We start from the raw sequence: 16,157 nt of genomic DNA, 5'->3' as shown, positions 1-16,157 counted from the left end.
TTGTGGAGGGGGAAGAATTGCCTCCTCAGGAATTGTTTTGTTTGCCTGCGCTGATTAAGGCGCTTATGGATTCCCTAAAACTGCGTCTATATATACAGTCGGGTCGATCAATGCTTCAGCAGCTTGAGCAATATACATATTCATCCATTCAGAGAAGACCCCATACGAAATGGCTGAAATCACGAGAATAATAATTGGAAATAACATACTTCCGATTTTTAACTCCGGCTTCTTTACACTCCCCGCCGGATCTCCCCAAAATCCGTTGATGAACACCCGCATCAGTGAATACAGGACGAACAGGCTGGACATCAGGACAATCAATGCTCCAACAAGATCTCCGTTTGAAAAGCCGCCGTTTACGATTAAAATTTTTCCGACAAACCCACTGAGAGGCGGAATTCCGGCAAGAGCCAGCACGGAGATAAAGAAAGACCATCCAAGTAGAGGATAATGTTTGATCAGTCCGCTGAATTTCGTATAATTACTGGATCCTGTTATCAAAATAATGACACCAACCAAAAGGAAGAGAACGGCCTTGATGATCATGTCATGGATCAGGTAAAAAACAGAGCCTGTGAGTGCATCGGCATTCATTGCCCCGATACCGTACGTGATGACACCAATCGCAATGATAATGTTGTAGATAACAATCTTTTTCATATCTTTATAGGCAATGGCTGCGATCGATCCAAGAATAATGGTGACTAAAGATAGAATGGATAGAAGTTCATGTGTAAATCCTATGTCATGATAGAAAAACAAGGTATATGTCCTTAAAATCGAGTAGATTCCCACTTTCGTTAGCAATGCTCCGAACAATGCCATGATAGGAGCGGGTGGTGCATAATAAGAACCCGGAAGCCAAAAGAACAGTGGGAAAATCGCTCCTTTCAGACCGAACACGATCAGGAAAAGGACTGCGAGAACGGTTAAAATAGCAGGTTGGTCCACTTCAGCAATCCGCTGTGATATGTGTGCCATATTCAGTGTCCCTACAATGGAATACAAATAAGCAACGGCAATGACAAACAAAGCAGATGAAGTGATATTCACCAATATATATTTGATTGATTCCCGTAATTGTATCTTTGTTCCTCCAATCACGAGAAGCACATAAGAAGACATGAGCATGACTTCGAAAAAGACGAACATATTGAATATATCCCCTGTAGTAAATGCCCCGTTTACCCCGACAACAAGGAATTGGACAACAGGATAATAAAAGTTTCGCTCCCTTTCTTTTCTAATGGACCGGAACGAAAAGAGTATGCAACAAAGTGTGATTAGGGACGTGGCTGTCACAAGAAGGGCGGACAGCATATCGGAAACCAGCGTGATTCCAAATGGAGCCTTCCAGCTCCCAAGGTCCAAGGTCTGGATCCCTTCATTGTAGACGGTATGGACAAGAGTTATGGACGCCGCCAGAACCCCTGCTGCAGCGATGGTGGAAATCCATCGTTGGAGAACAACATTCTTTTTCAAAAAGATCAATAACACGGCTGCAACGAATGGAATGATGATGGGCAATATTAACAAGTTGATCATTTATTCCGTACCTCTCATCTCATCTATGTTATCTGTCCCAAGCTCCTGATAAGCCCTGTAGGCCAGAACCAGGAAAAAGGCTGTTACACCAAAGCTGATAACAATGGCCGTTAAAATCAATGCCTGCGGAATGGGGTCTGTATAAGCCTTCGCCTGCTCACCAAGGAGAGGAACAGTCCCTTGTTTCAAGCCGGCCATCGTCAAAAGTAATAGGTGGGCGCCATGGCTTAATAGACCTGTTCCGATGATGATGCGGAGCAGGCTTTTAGATAACATCAGATAAACAGCGCTTGCAAATAAAAAGCCGATCAATACCGACATGAATATTTCCATTATTTTCCCTCCCCAATGGTCTGGATAATGGTCATCGTAGAGCCGACGACAACTAAATATACCCCTATATCAAACAGCACCGCTGTATGGAGATGTACTTTCCCAAGAATCGGAAGGGCAAACTCACCAAATGCATGTGTTAAAAATGGGACATCGAACATGAAGGAACCTAGACCAGTTCCAACCGCAAACAGTAATCCGACAGCCACCATTATTTTAAAATCAATTGGCAAGCTGTTGGCGACTGTTTTTATATCAAAAGCGAGCAACAGGAGAACAATGGCTCCAGAAGTCAAGAGACCCCCGACAAATCCTCCCCCCGGATTGTTATGTCCGGCAAAAAATATATGAAGGGCAAACATCAAAATGATGAAAGAAATAATTTTAGTTACTGTCTGCAGGATGATGTCGTTCGTTTTCATGTGTCTTCCCTCCTTGACAACCGGAGCTTGATCATCCCGTAAATACCGAGCGCGGCGATTCCGAGGACTGCAATTTCAAACATCGTATCAAAGCCCCTAAAGTCAACAAGTATAACATTCACCATATTGAATCCGCCGGCTTCTTCTGCGGTATTTTCGATATAGTATTGGGAGATTGATTCGAATAGCCTGTTGCTTAAGGCAGAAAACGCTATAATCGTAACAATCACTCCGACACCTGCTGCCACTAGGGCGTTCGTCAACTTGAAGCCCATACGCTCCTCTTTTCGGCTGATTTTGGGCAAGTGGTAAAATGCGAGTAAAAATAATGCAACAGAGATGGTCTCTATAACAAGCTGCGTTAAAACGAGATCCGGAGCCCTTAACAGGACAAAGAACAATGCAACGGTGTAGCCAATGGCTCCCAATGCAATAATTGACGTTAATCTTGATTTGGCAACCAAGATTGTGATGGATGCCCCAAAAATAATGATTCCCAGCACCACTTCATACAAACCGATGGGCGCCATGCCTTCTGTTGTAAAGGAAAAGGCATCTTTTCTCACGATGGAAAACGCCAATAGTCCAACCATGGAAATAAGGATATAAATCATATATGTCCGGATTGAGCCGTTCATATAAGAATTGGTCATCCCACGTGCTCCGTTTTCCCCCCGAATGAGGGTTTGGTCATACAAATGGTTCAGCGCAAGCTTTTTCGGAAACCAACCATAAACATTTCCCCATTTTGGCAGTGTTACATATAAAAATGCACCAACAATAATGATACCTATTGTCATGTACAATTCAGGTGTAAAGCCATGCCAAAAGCTAATATGTGAACTGTAATCTTGTCCTGCATCAATCAGTGCAGGTGCAATGGCTTTAGCTGCCGGCTCGATAATTGATGTCGAGAGGATGTTCGGGAAAAATCCGAAAACAACGACAAGCGCTCCCAAAATAACAGGTGGGATAAGCATGCCAAAAGGTGCTTCTTTTGGTTTCTTTTCCAATTTTTCCGGCTGGAAATCACCTGTGAATGTTTTAAATAGGAGTAACATACTGTAAACAAATGTAAATACGCTCCCGACCCAGGCGAGCACTGGAAACAATGCACTCCAAGTGTCCATGTTGAAAATATCCAGAGATAATACATTGACCATGGCTGCCAAAAACATTTCTTTGCTCAGAAAGCCGTTAAAAGGAGGCAGTCCTGCCATGGAAAAGGTACCGATCAATGCAATAGTGAATGTGATTGGCATGATCTGCATTAATCCGCCCAGTTTCCTGATATCGCGGGTGCCTGTTTCATGATCAACAATACCGGCAACCATAAAAAGACTTCCTTTGAAAGTAGCATGGTTAATCAAATGGAAAACAGCGGCAAATGTAGCGGCCATATGTAAATTGTCATCCAAATAAGTGTAATGAAGCGCAGCTGCTCCGACTCCAAGAAGAGACATAATCAATCCGAGTTGGCTCACCGTTGAATAGGCTAAAATGGCTTTTAAATCCGTTTGCTTTACTGCGTTAAAAGAAGCCCATACTAAAGTGAAAATACCGAAACCGGCCACAAGCCAGAACCATGTTCCCTGTGCAGCGAAAACAGGGCTTAAACGTGCAACCAGATAGATGCCGGCTTTTACCATTGTTGCTGAATGAAGGTAGGCGCTTACCGGTGTCGGCGCTTCCATTGCATCAGGCAGCCAAATATGGAACGGGAACTGCGCAGATTTAGTGAAAGCTCCCAGTAAAACTAAAATTAATGCCGGGATGAACAGTGAATCAGCAGTAATATCTCCTGTCATGGAAATGATTTCTCTTATACTGAAGGAACCTGTCATCAAATAAAGGAGCAGGAAGCCTCCGAGCATGGCCAATCCACCGAAAACTGTGATTATCATGGACTTTTGTGCACCGTAACGTGAACGCTCCTTATGATACCAATATCCAATCAAAAGAAATGAAGAAAAGGAAGTAAGTTCCCAGAATGTATATAGGACAATCAGATTATCCGACAAAACTACACCGAGCATTGCTCCCATGAACATGAGCAAATAGACATAGAAGCTTCCCAAATCCTCTTTTTCTTTTGATAGATAATAAATGGAATAAAGGGAAACTAACGAACCGATCCCAGTGATAAGCAAGGCAAACAATAAACTGAGTCCATCCAAATAGGCAGTGAAATTGATGCCAAGAGAAGGGATCCAATTGATGGTTTCGTGAATCGCATCATGTTGAATCTCGGGCAGAAACCGCAGAAAATAAATGAAAAGGATGATGGATAGGCCGAATACGAACCAGCCTGTATGTATGAGGTTCAATCTTTTAAAAAGAAACGGAATAAAAATTGCTAACAACAACGGCGCAATAATCGCTAAATGTAAAAGTGACAAAACATCTCCCCCTTCGGTTACAAGTATCGACTCACAGAAATTATAGCGTAGTTATCCATCTGTTTCATGCCAGCCTGCCGAAAATTATTTTTTCACTTCTAAAGATATTAAATAGGAAGAGACGCATCTATTCGTTGGAAAATGTCATAAAATGTTCACAAATAACAAGAGGTAAATTCTTGGGATTCTTTTGTTGGATATACAAAAAAAAGGAAACATCATCTTCAGGATGCCTCCTTTTCAAATGCCTATCTCCCGGAACCCCAATTTACTTAATAGATTTCTCTTATTTTTGCTTGGCGGCTCTGTTTTATACTCCACCATAGCAGCCCAAAGGCTAGTAAAAATAAGAAGCCGGTTACGTAAAAAACAGAAGAAATTCCCATGAAACCAGAAAAAATACCGCCAATCATGGGACCAACCACGTTTCCCAGGAAGCGGCAGCTCTGATTATAACCAAGAATTTCTCCCTGAAGTTCATAAGGAGCTTCAATTCTGATATAAGCGGTAATGCACGGAAGCATTCCGCCAACTGCCATTCCAAAAAGGAATCTCAATATGACGAGCTGCCAAAGCTCGGTCACCAGAGCTTGGGGAACAATCAGTACAGCGGCTAATACGAGCAGGATCATCATCACCCTGTCATAACCGATATCATCGCCAAGTTTACCCCACTTCCTTGTAAGCAATAAATTGCCAAAACCTGTTGCTGAAAAGGCCAGCCCAGATAAAAAAGCGACACTGTCCGCTTTTGTCAACTCACTTACATATAGGGAGAGCAAGGGCTGGATGCTGAACAATCCTGCCTGGACAATGAATGCAATCGCCATGACGCTGACAAGCATCCTTCGCTTTAATATGAGCTGGATAACCGCTTTTTTGGAAGGGCGCAATTTCGTTTTGTACTGATTGTCGTGTATCTTTTCAACAATACCAAAGATGACTACAACTGTTGCGAGAACAATGGACATTGAAGTGATAATAAACGTGTATTGAAATCCGAAAGTATCCGCCATCACACCGCCGATTAGAGGGCCAAAAAGTGTTCCTGACACAGTCCCCATCTGCAGAGTGCCAAGGGTTTCTCCCGCTTCTTTTTTTGACGTCTGTTTTGCAATGAGCGCGACTGAAGTCGGAATAAAACCTGTGACGATTCCCATAAACAGTCTCAATAAAAAAAGCCCATGAACGTGATGCATGAACCCCATTAAGAAGATGCTTGTCGCAATCCCAAGACCATTAATGATTAAAATCGGCTTAAATCCATATTTATCTCCAATTCGTCCCCAAATGGGGGACATAAAAAAAGCTGTAACAAATGTGACTCCAAAAATGAAGCCTGACCAGCGCTGGATATATTCGGCGCTAAAATCCCCAAAAGTGCTGATATACAAGGAAAGAAAAGGCAATACCATTGTCATGCTGGCTGCAATAATAAAATTGCAGATCCACATGATCCATAAATTGCGTTTTTCGATACTGATAAATAACACCTTCTCATTGTTGGTTATTTCGTGTATCTAAATATATTATACTGCGATTGGTCATAAATTCAACTCGAATGCTCATTTATCGGGTATTTCCAGAACATGAACAAAAAGCCGAATCTGCTGGGATTCAGCTTTTTTCAATACCTGTCCATTTAATGCCGTACATCAGCTCATATTCGCGGATCAGTATATTTAAAGCTTCGAGACTACGTTTGCTGAATGGATCGTCAGGCTTAGATGCAAGTTCATCATGAAGGTTTTGCACAGCTTCCCGCAAACTGTCTTCATACTTTGGCACTCCTTTTTCATAGGGACGGACCATATTGGCCGGAACCTGGATTTGTTCCCGGAATGCATGGGCCTTTCGCTCATGGAAAAAGGGAACATCCACTTCCCGCGGATGGTGAAGGTTGCCTTGCATCGGGTGTTTTATAACGGCAAGTACACGCACAATGCAGACATCCTGTCTGACCTCGGTAATTTCCCCTATGTACGAACCTGTTTTTCTAAAAGCCCTGACAATTTGTCCATTTTCCATGTAATCATCACCTCTATGTTACTATTATGGAGGACATATGGTAAAAATGGAAGAATGATGATTTTTCAGCTTGCATGATGTAAAGTAATCAATGGAGGTTTACAAGTTGAAAAAGTGGAATCTTTTAATTATTTGTTGGATAATTTTACTTCTGGCGGCCGGATGCGGCCAAAAAGAAAAATCTGAAAAGAGAAAAGGAGATACTAGTATGTCAGAACAAGCTGCTTACCCACAATTGACAACAGAAGTTGCAGAAAATGAGAAAGTCGTCACAATGAATACGAATCTTGGATCAATCAAAATAAAGTTATTCCCTGAACAAGCGCCCAAAACAGTGGAAAATTTTATGAAGCACAGTAAAGACGGCTATTATAATGGGATTATTTTTCACCGCGTCATCAAGGACTTTATGATACAGGGCGGTGACCCGACCGGAACGGGAAGAGGTGGAGAGAGCATTTACGGACAACCTTTCGAAGACGAGTTTTCCATGGATCTTTTTAACTTGCGTGGAGCTCTTTCGATGGCAAATGCAGGACCAGGAACAAATGGCAGTCAATTTTTCATTGTCCAAAACAGCCACATGGATCCTGGAATGAAAGGACAAATGGAAAGCGCAGGTTTTCCGAAGGAAATCGTCGAAGCTTATATGGAGCATGGCGGAACACCGCATCTTGATCATCGACATACTGTTTTCGGCCAGGTAATTGAAGGCATGGATGTCGTTGATAAAATTGCCAATGTAAAAACGGGAATGGCTGACAAACCTGTTGAAGATGTCGTAATCGAAAGCATTGATATCATTAAAGATTAGTTCGTAGTGCATGGGTGGTGGCCTAAAAAGGTTCGCACAAGGAATGGGAGATTTCGTTTTATGGGTGGTATTGCGCAAGATATACCTATCCCGAACCCTGCCGTTTCAATTTAAAGAGCCGGCGCAAGCCGGCTTTCACATAATTGCCACCTTTCCTATATTGGAAGTACAGCTCCGGTACGGGTATAATGAAGATATGTTCTCATGAAGAAGGGATGTTTAACGTGCTGTCCATATTACAGACATTTGTACTATACATGCCGTTTTTATATTTTCCGGAAGATAAATCCGAATATATTCCAGCAGCAATCTCAATGGCAATATTTGGCGCTGCCTGCGTTTTGACTTTCATATTTATCAAGAAAGTATCAAAGAAGCAAGAGTTGAAAACAAAAGAGATAGAAGAACGCATCAATCGTGAAAGAAACGGCAAACATGTGTAGGCACCTGATGGGTGCTTTTTCTTACGTTGTTTTACTAGAAAAAAGTGCTGTCAAATAAGAGAGCATATCCATAGCCCTATACTTTAGGTGTTCTTGAATAGGGCTTAATATGCAATAGTCTTTAGGTATTACTGTGACATGATGGATTGAGGGTAGTCATAGTTCCGATTGTCAGACCTAATGGAAGATATAACTTATTCAAAAACAATGGACGCAACCTTTCGACATCTGTTATGGGGGCGTTTTTTATTTGAAATTTTTACCTCTATCAGCCAACACATCCTGGATGATATTCAAATGAAACGCAGTCCAGGCTTTTTCTTTGAAATGGCTCAGTACACTTGCAGTCAAAGAAATGAGATACAGAATGGCAAACACTGCCCATAGCATACTGCCGTCCTTAAACAGAAATTTTTGAAGTTTGGTTGAAAATAAAAACAATAACCAAGGAATAGCTGTGACAAAAATCGGAATAATACCCACGCCATTTTGTTCTTTGATCATACGGTAGCGGGCCAACTGAAGTGTACGGCTGTCAAGCGATTCGTAAAAGCTTTTAATTTCTTCCGTTTCTTTGAGCTCTTCTATAAACTTTATTTCTTGGTTTTTTCGTAACTGCAAATATATTTTATGGCCATCTCCACGAAAAGAAAACATCTTGTCCCCCCTTAACCTACGATCTAATCTTAGAAGTCCTTCATTATTATGAACTGCAGGAGAGATGTGCAAACATTTTTTCATAAGCGTTTCCAATAAGGGTGCTAAACGAATAAACAAGTATTGCCTTGGTTAGACTGGGGAAAAACGGAGCAGGGAGGGGAAAGGATTTGCGAAGTCTTATTGTTATTTTAACTTTAACTTTTGTGATGGCGGGCTGCACGAATCAGCCGCCAACAAAATTTGATGTAGATATAAAAAATGCGGATGGCGATTCAATTGGTAAGATTACTTTTGAAGAACAGGCGGAGGGAATCAAGCTTAAGGGAGAGGTGAAAGGTCTTCCTCCAGGTGAACTCGCCATGCATATCCATGATAAAGGGAAGTGTGATCCCCCGGATTTCGCATCCGCAGGCGACCATTTCAATCCGGATAAAAAAGAACATGGCCTGCTGAATTCAAAAGGGCCGCATGCCGGGGATCTTCCGAATCTCACAGTGGCCGAGGATGGAAAGTCTAAAGTGGATGTTACAGCTAAAAATGTAACTTTTGAGGAAGCGAAAACTTCTCTATATACAAAAGACGGGACTTCCCTCGTAATCCATGAGCAGGCTGATGACGGAATGTCGCAGCCTGCAGGAGACTCAGGCAATAGGATAGCCTGCGGGGAAATAACGAAAAACAGAAAGCCGGCGAAGTAAAAAAGCCCGCTAGTACCATCCTGGATATCAATAAAAAAGAGCGGATCCCTAGAGATTCCGCTCTACTTATATATTTACTCACCCAGCGCCATTCGTAATCTTTTCACTCCTTCAATTACTGTCGCTTTCGGACAGGCGACATTCATCCGGACAAATCCTTCCCCTCCGGGACCATATGCATGACCAAAATTCAAGGCTAGCTCTCCTTTTTCAAGGATTCGTTTTTTCAGCTCTGCATCAGAAAGACCGAGCTTTCTGCAATCGATCCAAATTAAATAAGTGCCTTCTGGGTCAATCACTTTTAAATCCGGAAGATGAGTGCCAACCTCCTTTTTCACATATTCAATGTTAGTCTGTATATAATTTAAAGCTTGATCAAGCCAGGCGCTTCCATGTCTGTACGCGGCTTCCATTGCAATCGCACCGAATGTGTTCAACATGGAAAAGCCATCGCTTGCCTGTATGGCTGCTATTTTTGAGCGGCGGCTTTTATTGGGAACTACCATGAAGGATGCCTGAACTCCTGCCAAGTTGAAAGTTTTGGTCGGTGCCATGAATGTAATGGTGATATCGGCAAATGATTCATCCAAAGAGGCAATCGGAACATGCTTGTAAGGTGCTGGGACGAGATCCGCGTGGATTTCGTCAGAAGCGATCAATACATCGTATTTCTTGCAAAGCTCTGCGATTGTTGTCAATTCTTCTTTTTCCCAAACTCTTCCCGCTGGGTTGTGCGGGCTGCTCAGTATGAAGATTTTCACCCCGTCTCGGAGTTTTTTTTCAAAATCATCAAAATCGATTACATATCGGCCGTTTTTCAAAATAAGGGGGGAATTGACCACTTCTCTTGAATTTCTCTCAATCATGTGGAAAAAAGGCGTATACACAGGTGATTGTACAAGAATTTTATCCCCGGGTTCGGTAAATGCCTGGATTACGGTATGTATGGATGGAATCACACCGGGGCTGTACAACAGCCATTCGGGTTTGACATTCCAGTTGTGGCGCGTACTTGTCCAGTCACAGATCGCTTCGGATAAACTTTCAGTAACAATCGTATAACCGAATATTCCGTGATCCACTCGCTCCTTTAAAGCAGCGATGACTTCTTTCGGAGGACGGAAATCCATATCTGCGACCCACATGGGGAGAAGATCTTCCCTGCCGAAAAGATTTTTCATACCGTCCCATTTAAGGGAACGTGTATTTTTTCTATCGATATTTTCATCAAAGTTCATCAAACCGCCTAACCCCTCTCCTGTTCGTTTAGGCATCATTATATGACATTTATAAGAAGAGTGTCAGCTATCATGTCTCAATTTATAAAAGAACTGATTTCCTCATAAACTTCCTTCGGCCTTTCTTCCGGGACAAGGTGACCTGTCTCTTTAAAAACTACAAGCCGTGCATACGGCAAATCTTTGGAAAGCCTTTTTCCGATATTAACAGGAACAATTTTGTCATTTTCTCCCCAAATTAAAAGGCAGGGTGTTTCGATGTTTTGTAATGATTTCTCTGATAAATCTCCTTCACGGTGCCTGAGAAGCCTTGCCAATGCAGGAAAAATCTCTGTGCTTTCAAATGGTTTTGCATATCCGTCAATCATAGTTTTGTCAATTAATGCTTGATCATAAACAACACTTTTTAAGTTGCCGACTACCCCCGTTTTTCCCAAATAATGCTTGACAAAGACCGGGAAAAAAGGCAGATACGAGGCTAAAATATGGTGGCGTTTTGCACGGGTATAATACCCGGAACTTGAAAGAAGGATACCCTTATCAATTTTTTCAGGTGATTGGAGCATCATATTCAGAGCAATCTGTCCTCCCATGGAGTGTCCTGCTACAGAAAAACGCTCGATATTGATTTCCTCTAAAAGCTGCAAAACAGTTGCTGCAATGTTTTTATATGAGTAATAGAACTTTTTCGTTTTGTCACTGTAACCAAATGGAGGCAGATCTACAGAAAGGACTCGGAAATCTTTAGCCAAATAAGGGACAAGCATACGGAAACTGAATGAAGAGGATAAAAATCCGTGAAGAAGAACAATAGTATGGGCAGCGCAGGAGTTGCCGCTTTCTTCATAATACATTTGTATGCCGTTAATGCATGCTTTCTTTCCTTGCTGACAGTCTGCCAAGGATTTTCCCTCCTGGAATTCCCCTTACAAAAGAAAAATTCGTGGCTTAGAAAAGCCACGACCAATCATAAAAAAGGGGGAATATTGGAATGTCCTACGGTACAAGTATTGCCAGTATACAGAAGTTTTAAACATATGATTTAATTTTTCATCAAGTTCAAAGCGTAACTTTTTGGAGAAAAGATAGCAAAGTCAATTTTGATTTTTTTGCTGTTTTATGCTAGTATATTCTATTGCGTTCATAAGAGAAAATCAAATATCAATTGGGAGTGTTATCATGACAGCAAAGTATAACCAAGGCGACGTTCTGACCGGAAAGGTGACAGGCATTCAACCGTACGGCGTATTCGTGGCGCTTGACGAGGATACCCAGGGTCTTGTCCATATTTCAGAAATTAAACACGGGTTTGTGAAAGATATTAATGAAGTTCTATCTGTCGGGGATGAAGTGAAAGTGAAAGTGCTTCAAATTAATGAAGATAAAGGGAAAATCAGCCTTTCCATCCGTGCATTGGAAGAGGAACCTCCTGCAGAAGCAACAAAGAATCCACGGGTACGACGCCAGGGCAGTATCAAGCTTGATGAGGTGGACCGTGAAGGATTTAATACGTTAAAAGACAAGCTACAAGAATGGATTAAAAAATCCGAACGGGACGATTTAATCAAAAAATAATATTTTCCAAGCGAAGCTGAGTTCTGAAATAGGGATTCAGCTTTTTTATTTATTTTTTTAATTTTTTAAATAGGTGATCAAAATCACTTGAAAAAAAACGGGACATTCTTCATTCTTATATATGTAACAGTCGAAAACTTAATCCTGCGTTTATATCTGCAACTATTAGGCAGCCTAATAAGATGATGATTGAGGGAGGATGCAAGATGTTTTTCTACAGGCACGAATCGTATACGGATGTCTCAAAAGATCTGATTGGACTTGATGTAAAGGCTACCTGAAAAAGGACTATTCCGCTTGTAAGATAAAAGATACAATCATTTTCGATAAGGATGTGGAACTGGAACTACGGTGCAATCGATCGTTCAGTTTAGCTCTCGTATTTTTTCGGACAAGAATAGGGGCGGAAATGTGGGAAATATACGACCAAATACTTGAGATTGCTATGGAACTCACACAGGAACTGAAAGTTGGTGACCCTGTAAACAAGGAAAACTTCATTAGCTGGTAAACGATTAGAATGCCTTTGATACATAAGGATAAGGGTACAATCAAACCGATGTATTGCCGAGGCAGATCCGTTTCCTCCGGGATACTGTCCTTTACATGCAGGGGAATAGAGCGGCGAAAATGATATATACAGGCAGCATAACTGATAAGGCGCACTTTTTTTAAAGAGGCTCCATTAGATTAAAGGGGTTGATGATATTGTCGAAAACGAATCAAATTATTGAGCAAACTGAAAAATACGGTGCACGAAACTATCATCCTCTTCCGATTGTCATTTCTGATGCGAAAGGCGTTTGGGTCCGTGATCCGGAGGGGAATCGCTATATGGATATGCTGAGTGCCTATTCGGCAGTCAATCAAGGTCACCGTCATCCCAAAATTATCCAGGCATTGAAGGACCAGGCCGACAGGGTCACCTTGACTTCAAGGGCCTTCCATAACGATCAGTTGGGACCATGGTATGAAAAGATCACAAAGCTGACTAATAAGGAAATGGCACTCCCCATGAACACGGGTGCAGAAGCAGTGGAAACAGCTTTTAAAGCAGCACGCCGCTGGGCTTATGATGTCAAAGGTGTTCCTGATAACCAAGCGGAGATCATCGCTTGTGAAGGGAATTTTCATGGCAGAACGATGACAGCAGTCTCCCTTTCTTCTGAAAAGGAATACCAACGTGGATTTGCTCCTCTGTTACCGGGGATCAAGCTGGTTCCTTACGGAGATTTGGAAGCTTTGAAGAAGGCCATTACGCCAAATACTGCTGCGTTTTTAATAGAACCCATCCAGGGTGAGGCTGGAGTAGTGATTCCACCGGAAGGATTTTTAAAAGCTGCCAATGATATCTGCAAGGAACATAATGTGCTCTTCATAGCGGATGAAATACAGGCGGGACTTGGAAGATCCGGAAAAATGTTTGCCTGTGACTGGGAAGGTATTGAGCCGGATATATATATTCTAGGAAAAGCGCTTGGAGGAGGGGTATTCCCGATTTCGTGCGTATGCGCCGATGAAAATATACTTGGTATATTCAATCCTGGCTCACATGGATCTACATTCGGAGGAAATCCGTTAGCCTGTGCAGTTTCGCTTGCAGCACTCGAAGTAATTGAAAATGAAAATCTTTCTGACCATTCACTTGAACTTGGTGACTATTTTGTGTCAAAATTAAAAGAGATTGATAATCCCATAATTAAAGAAATCAGAGGGAGAGGGTTGTTTATCGGAGTAGAATTGCATGAGGGAGCCCGAAAATATTGCGAGTCGCTGAAAGATGAAGGTCTATTGTGCAAAGAAACCCATGAGAATGTCATTCGGTTTGCACCTCCGCTGGTCATAACCCGGGAAGAAGTCGATTGGGCGCTGGAACGTATTAAAAAAGTTCTGTCCTAGTGTTATAATGTTAGTTGATTACAAAACAAAGAGGCGAGAAAAAACGATGGCAGAAAATCTGAACTTATTTACATCAACACAAGAGGTCATAAAAGAAAGCCTTAACAAGCTTGGATTTGGCGAGGAAATGTATGAATTATTGAAAGAGCCGATTCGTATGCTTACTGTCAGAATACCCGTGAAAATGGATGACGGGTCAGTCAAAGTTTTTACCGGCTTCCGTGCGCAGCACAATGATTCTGTCGGTCCCACAAAAGGTGGAGTTCGCTATCATCCCGAAGTGACGGAGGAAGAAGTAAAAGCGATGTCCTTATGGATGACCATTAAATGTGGGATTGTAAATCTTCCGTATGGTGGTGGAAAGGGTGGAATCATATGCGACCCGCGCACAATGTCAATGGGCGAAATTGAACGCCTCAGCCGTGAATACGTTCGTGCAATAAGTCAGGTTGTAGGCCCGACTAAAGACATCCCGGCACCGGATGTATATACAAACTCCCAGATCATGGCTTGGATGATGGATGAGTACAGCCGTCTCCGTGAAAATGATTCTCCCGGCTTCATTACAGGCAAGCCGATTGTACTTGGCGGATCGCAAGGAAGGGAAAAAGCAACCGCCCAAGGTGTAACCATTTGTATTGAAGAAGCTGCAAAGAAACGCGGCATCGATTTGAAAGATGCAAGAATTGTCATTCAGGGCTTCGGTAATGCAGGTAGCTTTCTATCCAAATTCCTCTATGATGCGGGTGCGAAAATTGTTGGTATCTCTGATGCTTACGGAGCTTTGCACGACCCTGATGGATTGGATATTGATTACCTCCTTGACAGAAGAGACAGTTTTGGTACAGTGACCACTTTATTTGAAAATACAATCTCCAATAAAGAATTATTCGAACTTGATTGTGATATTATCGTTCCGGCAGCAGTTGCCAACCAAATCACGGGAGAAAATGCTCCAAACATCAAGGCATCCATTGTTGTCGAGGCTGCCAATGGCCCGACGACGGAGGAGGCAACGAAAATTTTGACTGAGCGTGGAATCCTGCTTGTGCCGGATGTACTTGCAAGTGCCGGCGGGGTTACAGTTTCTTATTTCGAGTGGGTCCAAAATAATCAGGGCTACTACTGGACGGAAGAAGAAGTGAATGAAAGACTAAGGGAAAAATTAGTTGAATCGTTTAATAATGTTTACAACCTTTCTCAAAGCAGAAGAGTCAATATGCGCTTAGCTGCATATATGCTCGGATTGCGTAATGTTGCTGAAGCATCCCGCTTTAGAGGATGGGTATAAAAATAAAGAACTAATGAATAGAAACTGCCGATACATCTGTACCGGCAGTTTTTTGTATAACCCCCACCCCTCTTAGGAACAATAATTTTAAATATACCATGGGAGTGAGAGCAATGATTCAGATCGAATCCTCTATTGAAGGAAGGCGCTTTAATTTACATAAGCTTGAGCAACTGTTAAAACCGCGGGGCTATACCATTGGTGGCAACTGGGATTATGATCGGGGATTTTTTGATTACAAAATGGCAAACGATGAGGGGTATCAATTTTTACGTGTTCCTTTCACTGCCGTTGACGGCCAACTGGATCAGAAAGGGGCAGTTGTTGAACTTGGCAAGCCTTTTATACTGAACCACGTATATCAAGAAGGGATTGACGATGGGCCCGATCCGGGAAACATGACTGCTTCTTTCAATCAGTTTGCTGAACCTGAAGATCCGGACGGTTCCGTGGATGACAAATATATTGCAAAGGGGCATGAACTTATAAAGAATCTTGAAGTTGCTCTTCAAGGTTAAAAATCCAAAAGAGGCTGGGACATAACTGGCCAAAATAATTAAAAATGGTTCCAACCATCGGTCTTAGATGGTTGGAACCATTTTTTATAGGTGATTTTTATTCTTAAAAGACATGTGAGGGATTCGTTGCGGTATACTTTCTTAAGTTTACCGCCATGAACGCAAGTCCCAGTTCGTTTTCCACTTTCTTTTTGCCCCTTACGGACAAACGGGTGAAACGCAAATTAGCCTTCAGGAATCCGAAGACTGGCTCCACATCAGTTTTACGTTTTTTGTAGATTTCTCCAGTTT

17 protein-coding genes are annotated in these 16,157 nt (G+C 42.1%); 7 read left to right on the top strand and 10 right to left on the bottom strand.

The genetic code is table 11. The features are described 5' to 3' along the window. Nucleotides 1-63: 63 nt before the first annotated feature. The 6 genes from C509_RS0114490 to kapB all read right to left on the bottom strand — a co-directional run bounded on the left by C509_RS0114490 (nucleotide 64) and on the right by kapB (nucleotide 6,730). Nucleotides 64-1,548, bottom strand: a complete 1,485-nt coding sequence (locus C509_RS0114490) for a Na+/H+ antiporter subunit D (RefSeq protein WP_018707645.1) — start codon at nucleotides 1,546-1,548, stop codon at nucleotides 64-66. Continuing rightward, nucleotides 1,549-1,881 (bottom strand): Na(+)/H(+) antiporter subunit C, encoded by a 333-nt coding sequence (locus C509_RS0114485; protein ID WP_018707644.1) that lies wholly within the window; start codon nucleotides 1,879-1,881, stop codon nucleotides 1,549-1,551. Next, nucleotides 1,881-2,303 carry a Na(+)/H(+) antiporter subunit B gene (locus tag C509_RS0114480; RefSeq protein ID WP_018707643.1) on the bottom strand — a complete coding sequence of 141 codons (423 nt, stop codon included), beginning with the start codon at nucleotides 2,301-2,303 and terminating at the stop codon, nucleotides 1,881-1,883. Before C509_RS0114480 ends, C509_RS0114485 begins: the two co-directional genes overlap by 1 nt. Beyond that, nucleotides 2,300-4,702, bottom strand: a complete 2,403-nt coding sequence (locus C509_RS0114475; protein ID WP_018707642.1) for a Na+/H+ antiporter subunit A — start codon at nucleotides 4,700-4,702, stop codon at nucleotides 2,300-2,302. Before C509_RS0114475 ends, C509_RS0114480 begins: the two co-directional genes overlap by 4 nt. A gap of 272 nt (nucleotides 4,703-4,974) precedes the next feature. Beyond that, nucleotides 4,975-6,186: an MFS transporter gene (locus C509_RS0114465; protein ID WP_026319878.1), complete on the bottom strand. Its 1,212-nt coding sequence runs from the start codon at nucleotides 6,184-6,186 to the stop codon at nucleotides 4,975-4,977. 133 nt (nucleotides 6,187-6,319) lie between these two features. Beyond that, nucleotides 6,320-6,730: a kinase-associated lipoprotein KapB gene (kapB, locus tag C509_RS0114460; protein ID WP_018707639.1), complete on the bottom strand. Its 411-nt coding sequence runs from the start codon at nucleotides 6,728-6,730 to the stop codon at nucleotides 6,320-6,322. A 106-nt stretch (nucleotides 6,731-6,836) separates the two neighbouring features. Between kapB and C509_RS0114455 the strand changes: the two genes are divergently transcribed. Further along, nucleotides 6,837-7,544, top strand: a complete 708-nt coding sequence (locus C509_RS0114455) for a peptidylprolyl isomerase (RefSeq protein WP_018707638.1) — start codon at nucleotides 6,837-6,839, stop codon at nucleotides 7,542-7,544. A gap of 215 nt (nucleotides 7,545-7,759) precedes the next feature. Continuing rightward, complete coding sequence (locus tag C509_RS0114450) at nucleotides 7,760-7,987, top strand: hypothetical protein (protein WP_186322596.1); 228 nt, start codon at nucleotides 7,760-7,762, stop codon at nucleotides 7,985-7,987. A 246-nt stretch (nucleotides 7,988-8,233) separates the two neighbouring features. Here the strand turns inward: C509_RS0114450 and C509_RS0114445 are convergent, their stop codons facing one another. Next, entirely contained in the window at nucleotides 8,234-8,644 is a 411-nt protein-coding gene (locus C509_RS0114445) for a hypothetical protein (RefSeq protein ID WP_018707636.1), read from the bottom strand. 170 nt (nucleotides 8,645-8,814) lie between these two features. Here C509_RS0114445 and C509_RS0114440 point away from each other — a divergent pair, with 170 nt between their 5' ends. Next, nucleotides 8,815-9,345 carry a superoxide dismutase family protein gene (locus C509_RS0114440; RefSeq protein WP_018707635.1) on the top strand — a complete coding sequence of 177 codons (531 nt, stop codon included), beginning with the start codon at nucleotides 8,815-8,817 and terminating at the stop codon, nucleotides 9,343-9,345. Between the two features lie 74 nt (nucleotides 9,346-9,419). Here the strand turns inward: C509_RS0114440 and C509_RS0114435 are convergent, their stop codons facing one another. Next, nucleotides 9,420-10,619 (bottom strand): MalY/PatB family protein, encoded by a 1,200-nt coding sequence (locus tag C509_RS0114435; protein ID WP_211214277.1) that lies wholly within the window; start codon nucleotides 10,617-10,619, stop codon nucleotides 9,420-9,422. Between the two features lie 41 nt (nucleotides 10,620-10,660). Next, nucleotides 10,661-11,485: an alpha/beta fold hydrolase gene (locus C509_RS0114430; RefSeq protein ID WP_018707633.1), complete on the bottom strand. Its 825-nt coding sequence runs from the start codon at nucleotides 11,483-11,485 to the stop codon at nucleotides 10,661-10,663. A gap of 277 nt (nucleotides 11,486-11,762) precedes the next feature. On the opposite strand from C509_RS0114430, the gene yugI reads away from it, so the two are divergent. The 4 genes from yugI to C509_RS0114405 all read left to right on the top strand — a co-directional run bounded on the left by yugI (nucleotide 11,763) and on the right by C509_RS0114405 (nucleotide 15,866). Further along, a complete protein-coding gene (yugI, locus tag C509_RS0114425) occupies nucleotides 11,763-12,158 on the top strand; it encodes a S1 domain-containing post-transcriptional regulator GSP13 (protein WP_018707632.1) in 396 nt (131 codons plus the stop codon). A gap of 708 nt (nucleotides 12,159-12,866) precedes the next feature. Then, nucleotides 12,867-14,057, top strand: coding sequence for an ornithine--oxo-acid transaminase (locus C509_RS0114415; RefSeq protein WP_018707630.1), 1,191 nt, complete (start codon nucleotides 12,867-12,869; stop codon nucleotides 14,055-14,057). 46 nt (nucleotides 14,058-14,103) lie between these two features. Next, nucleotides 14,104-15,348, top strand: a complete 1,245-nt coding sequence (locus tag C509_RS0114410; RefSeq protein WP_018707629.1) for a Glu/Leu/Phe/Val family dehydrogenase — start codon at nucleotides 14,104-14,106, stop codon at nucleotides 15,346-15,348. 113 nt (nucleotides 15,349-15,461) lie between these two features. Next, nucleotides 15,462-15,866: a YugN-like family protein gene (locus tag C509_RS0114405; RefSeq protein WP_018707628.1), complete on the top strand. Its 405-nt coding sequence runs from the start codon at nucleotides 15,462-15,464 to the stop codon at nucleotides 15,864-15,866. Nucleotides 15,867-15,969: 103 nt separating this feature from the next. Here C509_RS0114405 and C509_RS24025 read toward each other — a convergent pair. Further along, on the bottom strand, nucleotides 15,970-16,157 hold a 188-nt coding region (locus C509_RS24025), incomplete at its 5' end, for a transposase (RefSeq protein ID WP_033370165.1).

The organism is Siminovitchia fordii DSM 16014 = CIP 108821 (genome assembly GCF_000374565.1).
GTDB lineage: Bacteria > Bacillota > Bacilli > Bacillales > Bacillaceae_C > Siminovitchia > Siminovitchia fordii.
This window is presented reverse-complemented; position numbering and strand designations above follow the sequence as displayed.

Excerpts from the sequence above, each read along its gene's own strand:
- C509_RS0114490 (WP_018707645.1), bottom strand. The coding sequence starts at position 1,548 with ATGATCAACTTGTTAATATTGCCCATCATCATTCCATTCGTTGCAGCC.
- C509_RS0114485 (WP_018707644.1), bottom strand. The coding sequence starts at position 1,881 with ATGGAAATATTCATGTCGGTATTGATCGGCTTTTTATTTGCAAGCGCT.
- C509_RS0114480 (WP_018707643.1), bottom strand. The coding sequence starts at position 2,303 with ATGAAAACGAACGACATCATCCTGCAGACAGTAACTAAAATTATTTCT.
- kapB (WP_018707639.1), bottom strand. The coding sequence starts at position 6,730 with ATGGAAAATGGACAAATTGTCAGGGCTTTTAGAAAAACAGGTTCGTAC.
- C509_RS0114450 (WP_186322596.1), top strand. The coding sequence starts at position 7,760 with ATGTTTAACGTGCTGTCCATATTACAGACATTTGTACTATACATGCCG.
- C509_RS0114445 (WP_018707636.1), bottom strand. The coding sequence starts at position 8,644 with ATGTTTTCTTTTCGTGGAGATGGCCATAAAATATATTTGCAGTTACGA.
- C509_RS0114435 (WP_211214277.1), bottom strand. The coding sequence starts at position 10,619 with ATGCCTAAACGAACAGGAGAGGGGTTAGGCGGTTTGATGAACTTTGAT.
- yugI (WP_018707632.1), top strand. The coding sequence starts at position 11,763 with ATGACAGCAAAGTATAACCAAGGCGACGTTCTGACCGGAAAGGTGACA.
- C509_RS0114410 (WP_018707629.1), top strand. The coding sequence starts at position 14,104 with ATGGCAGAAAATCTGAACTTATTTACATCAACACAAGAGGTCATAAAA.
- C509_RS0114405 (WP_018707628.1), top strand. The coding sequence starts at position 15,462 with ATGATTCAGATCGAATCCTCTATTGAAGGAAGGCGCTTTAATTTACAT.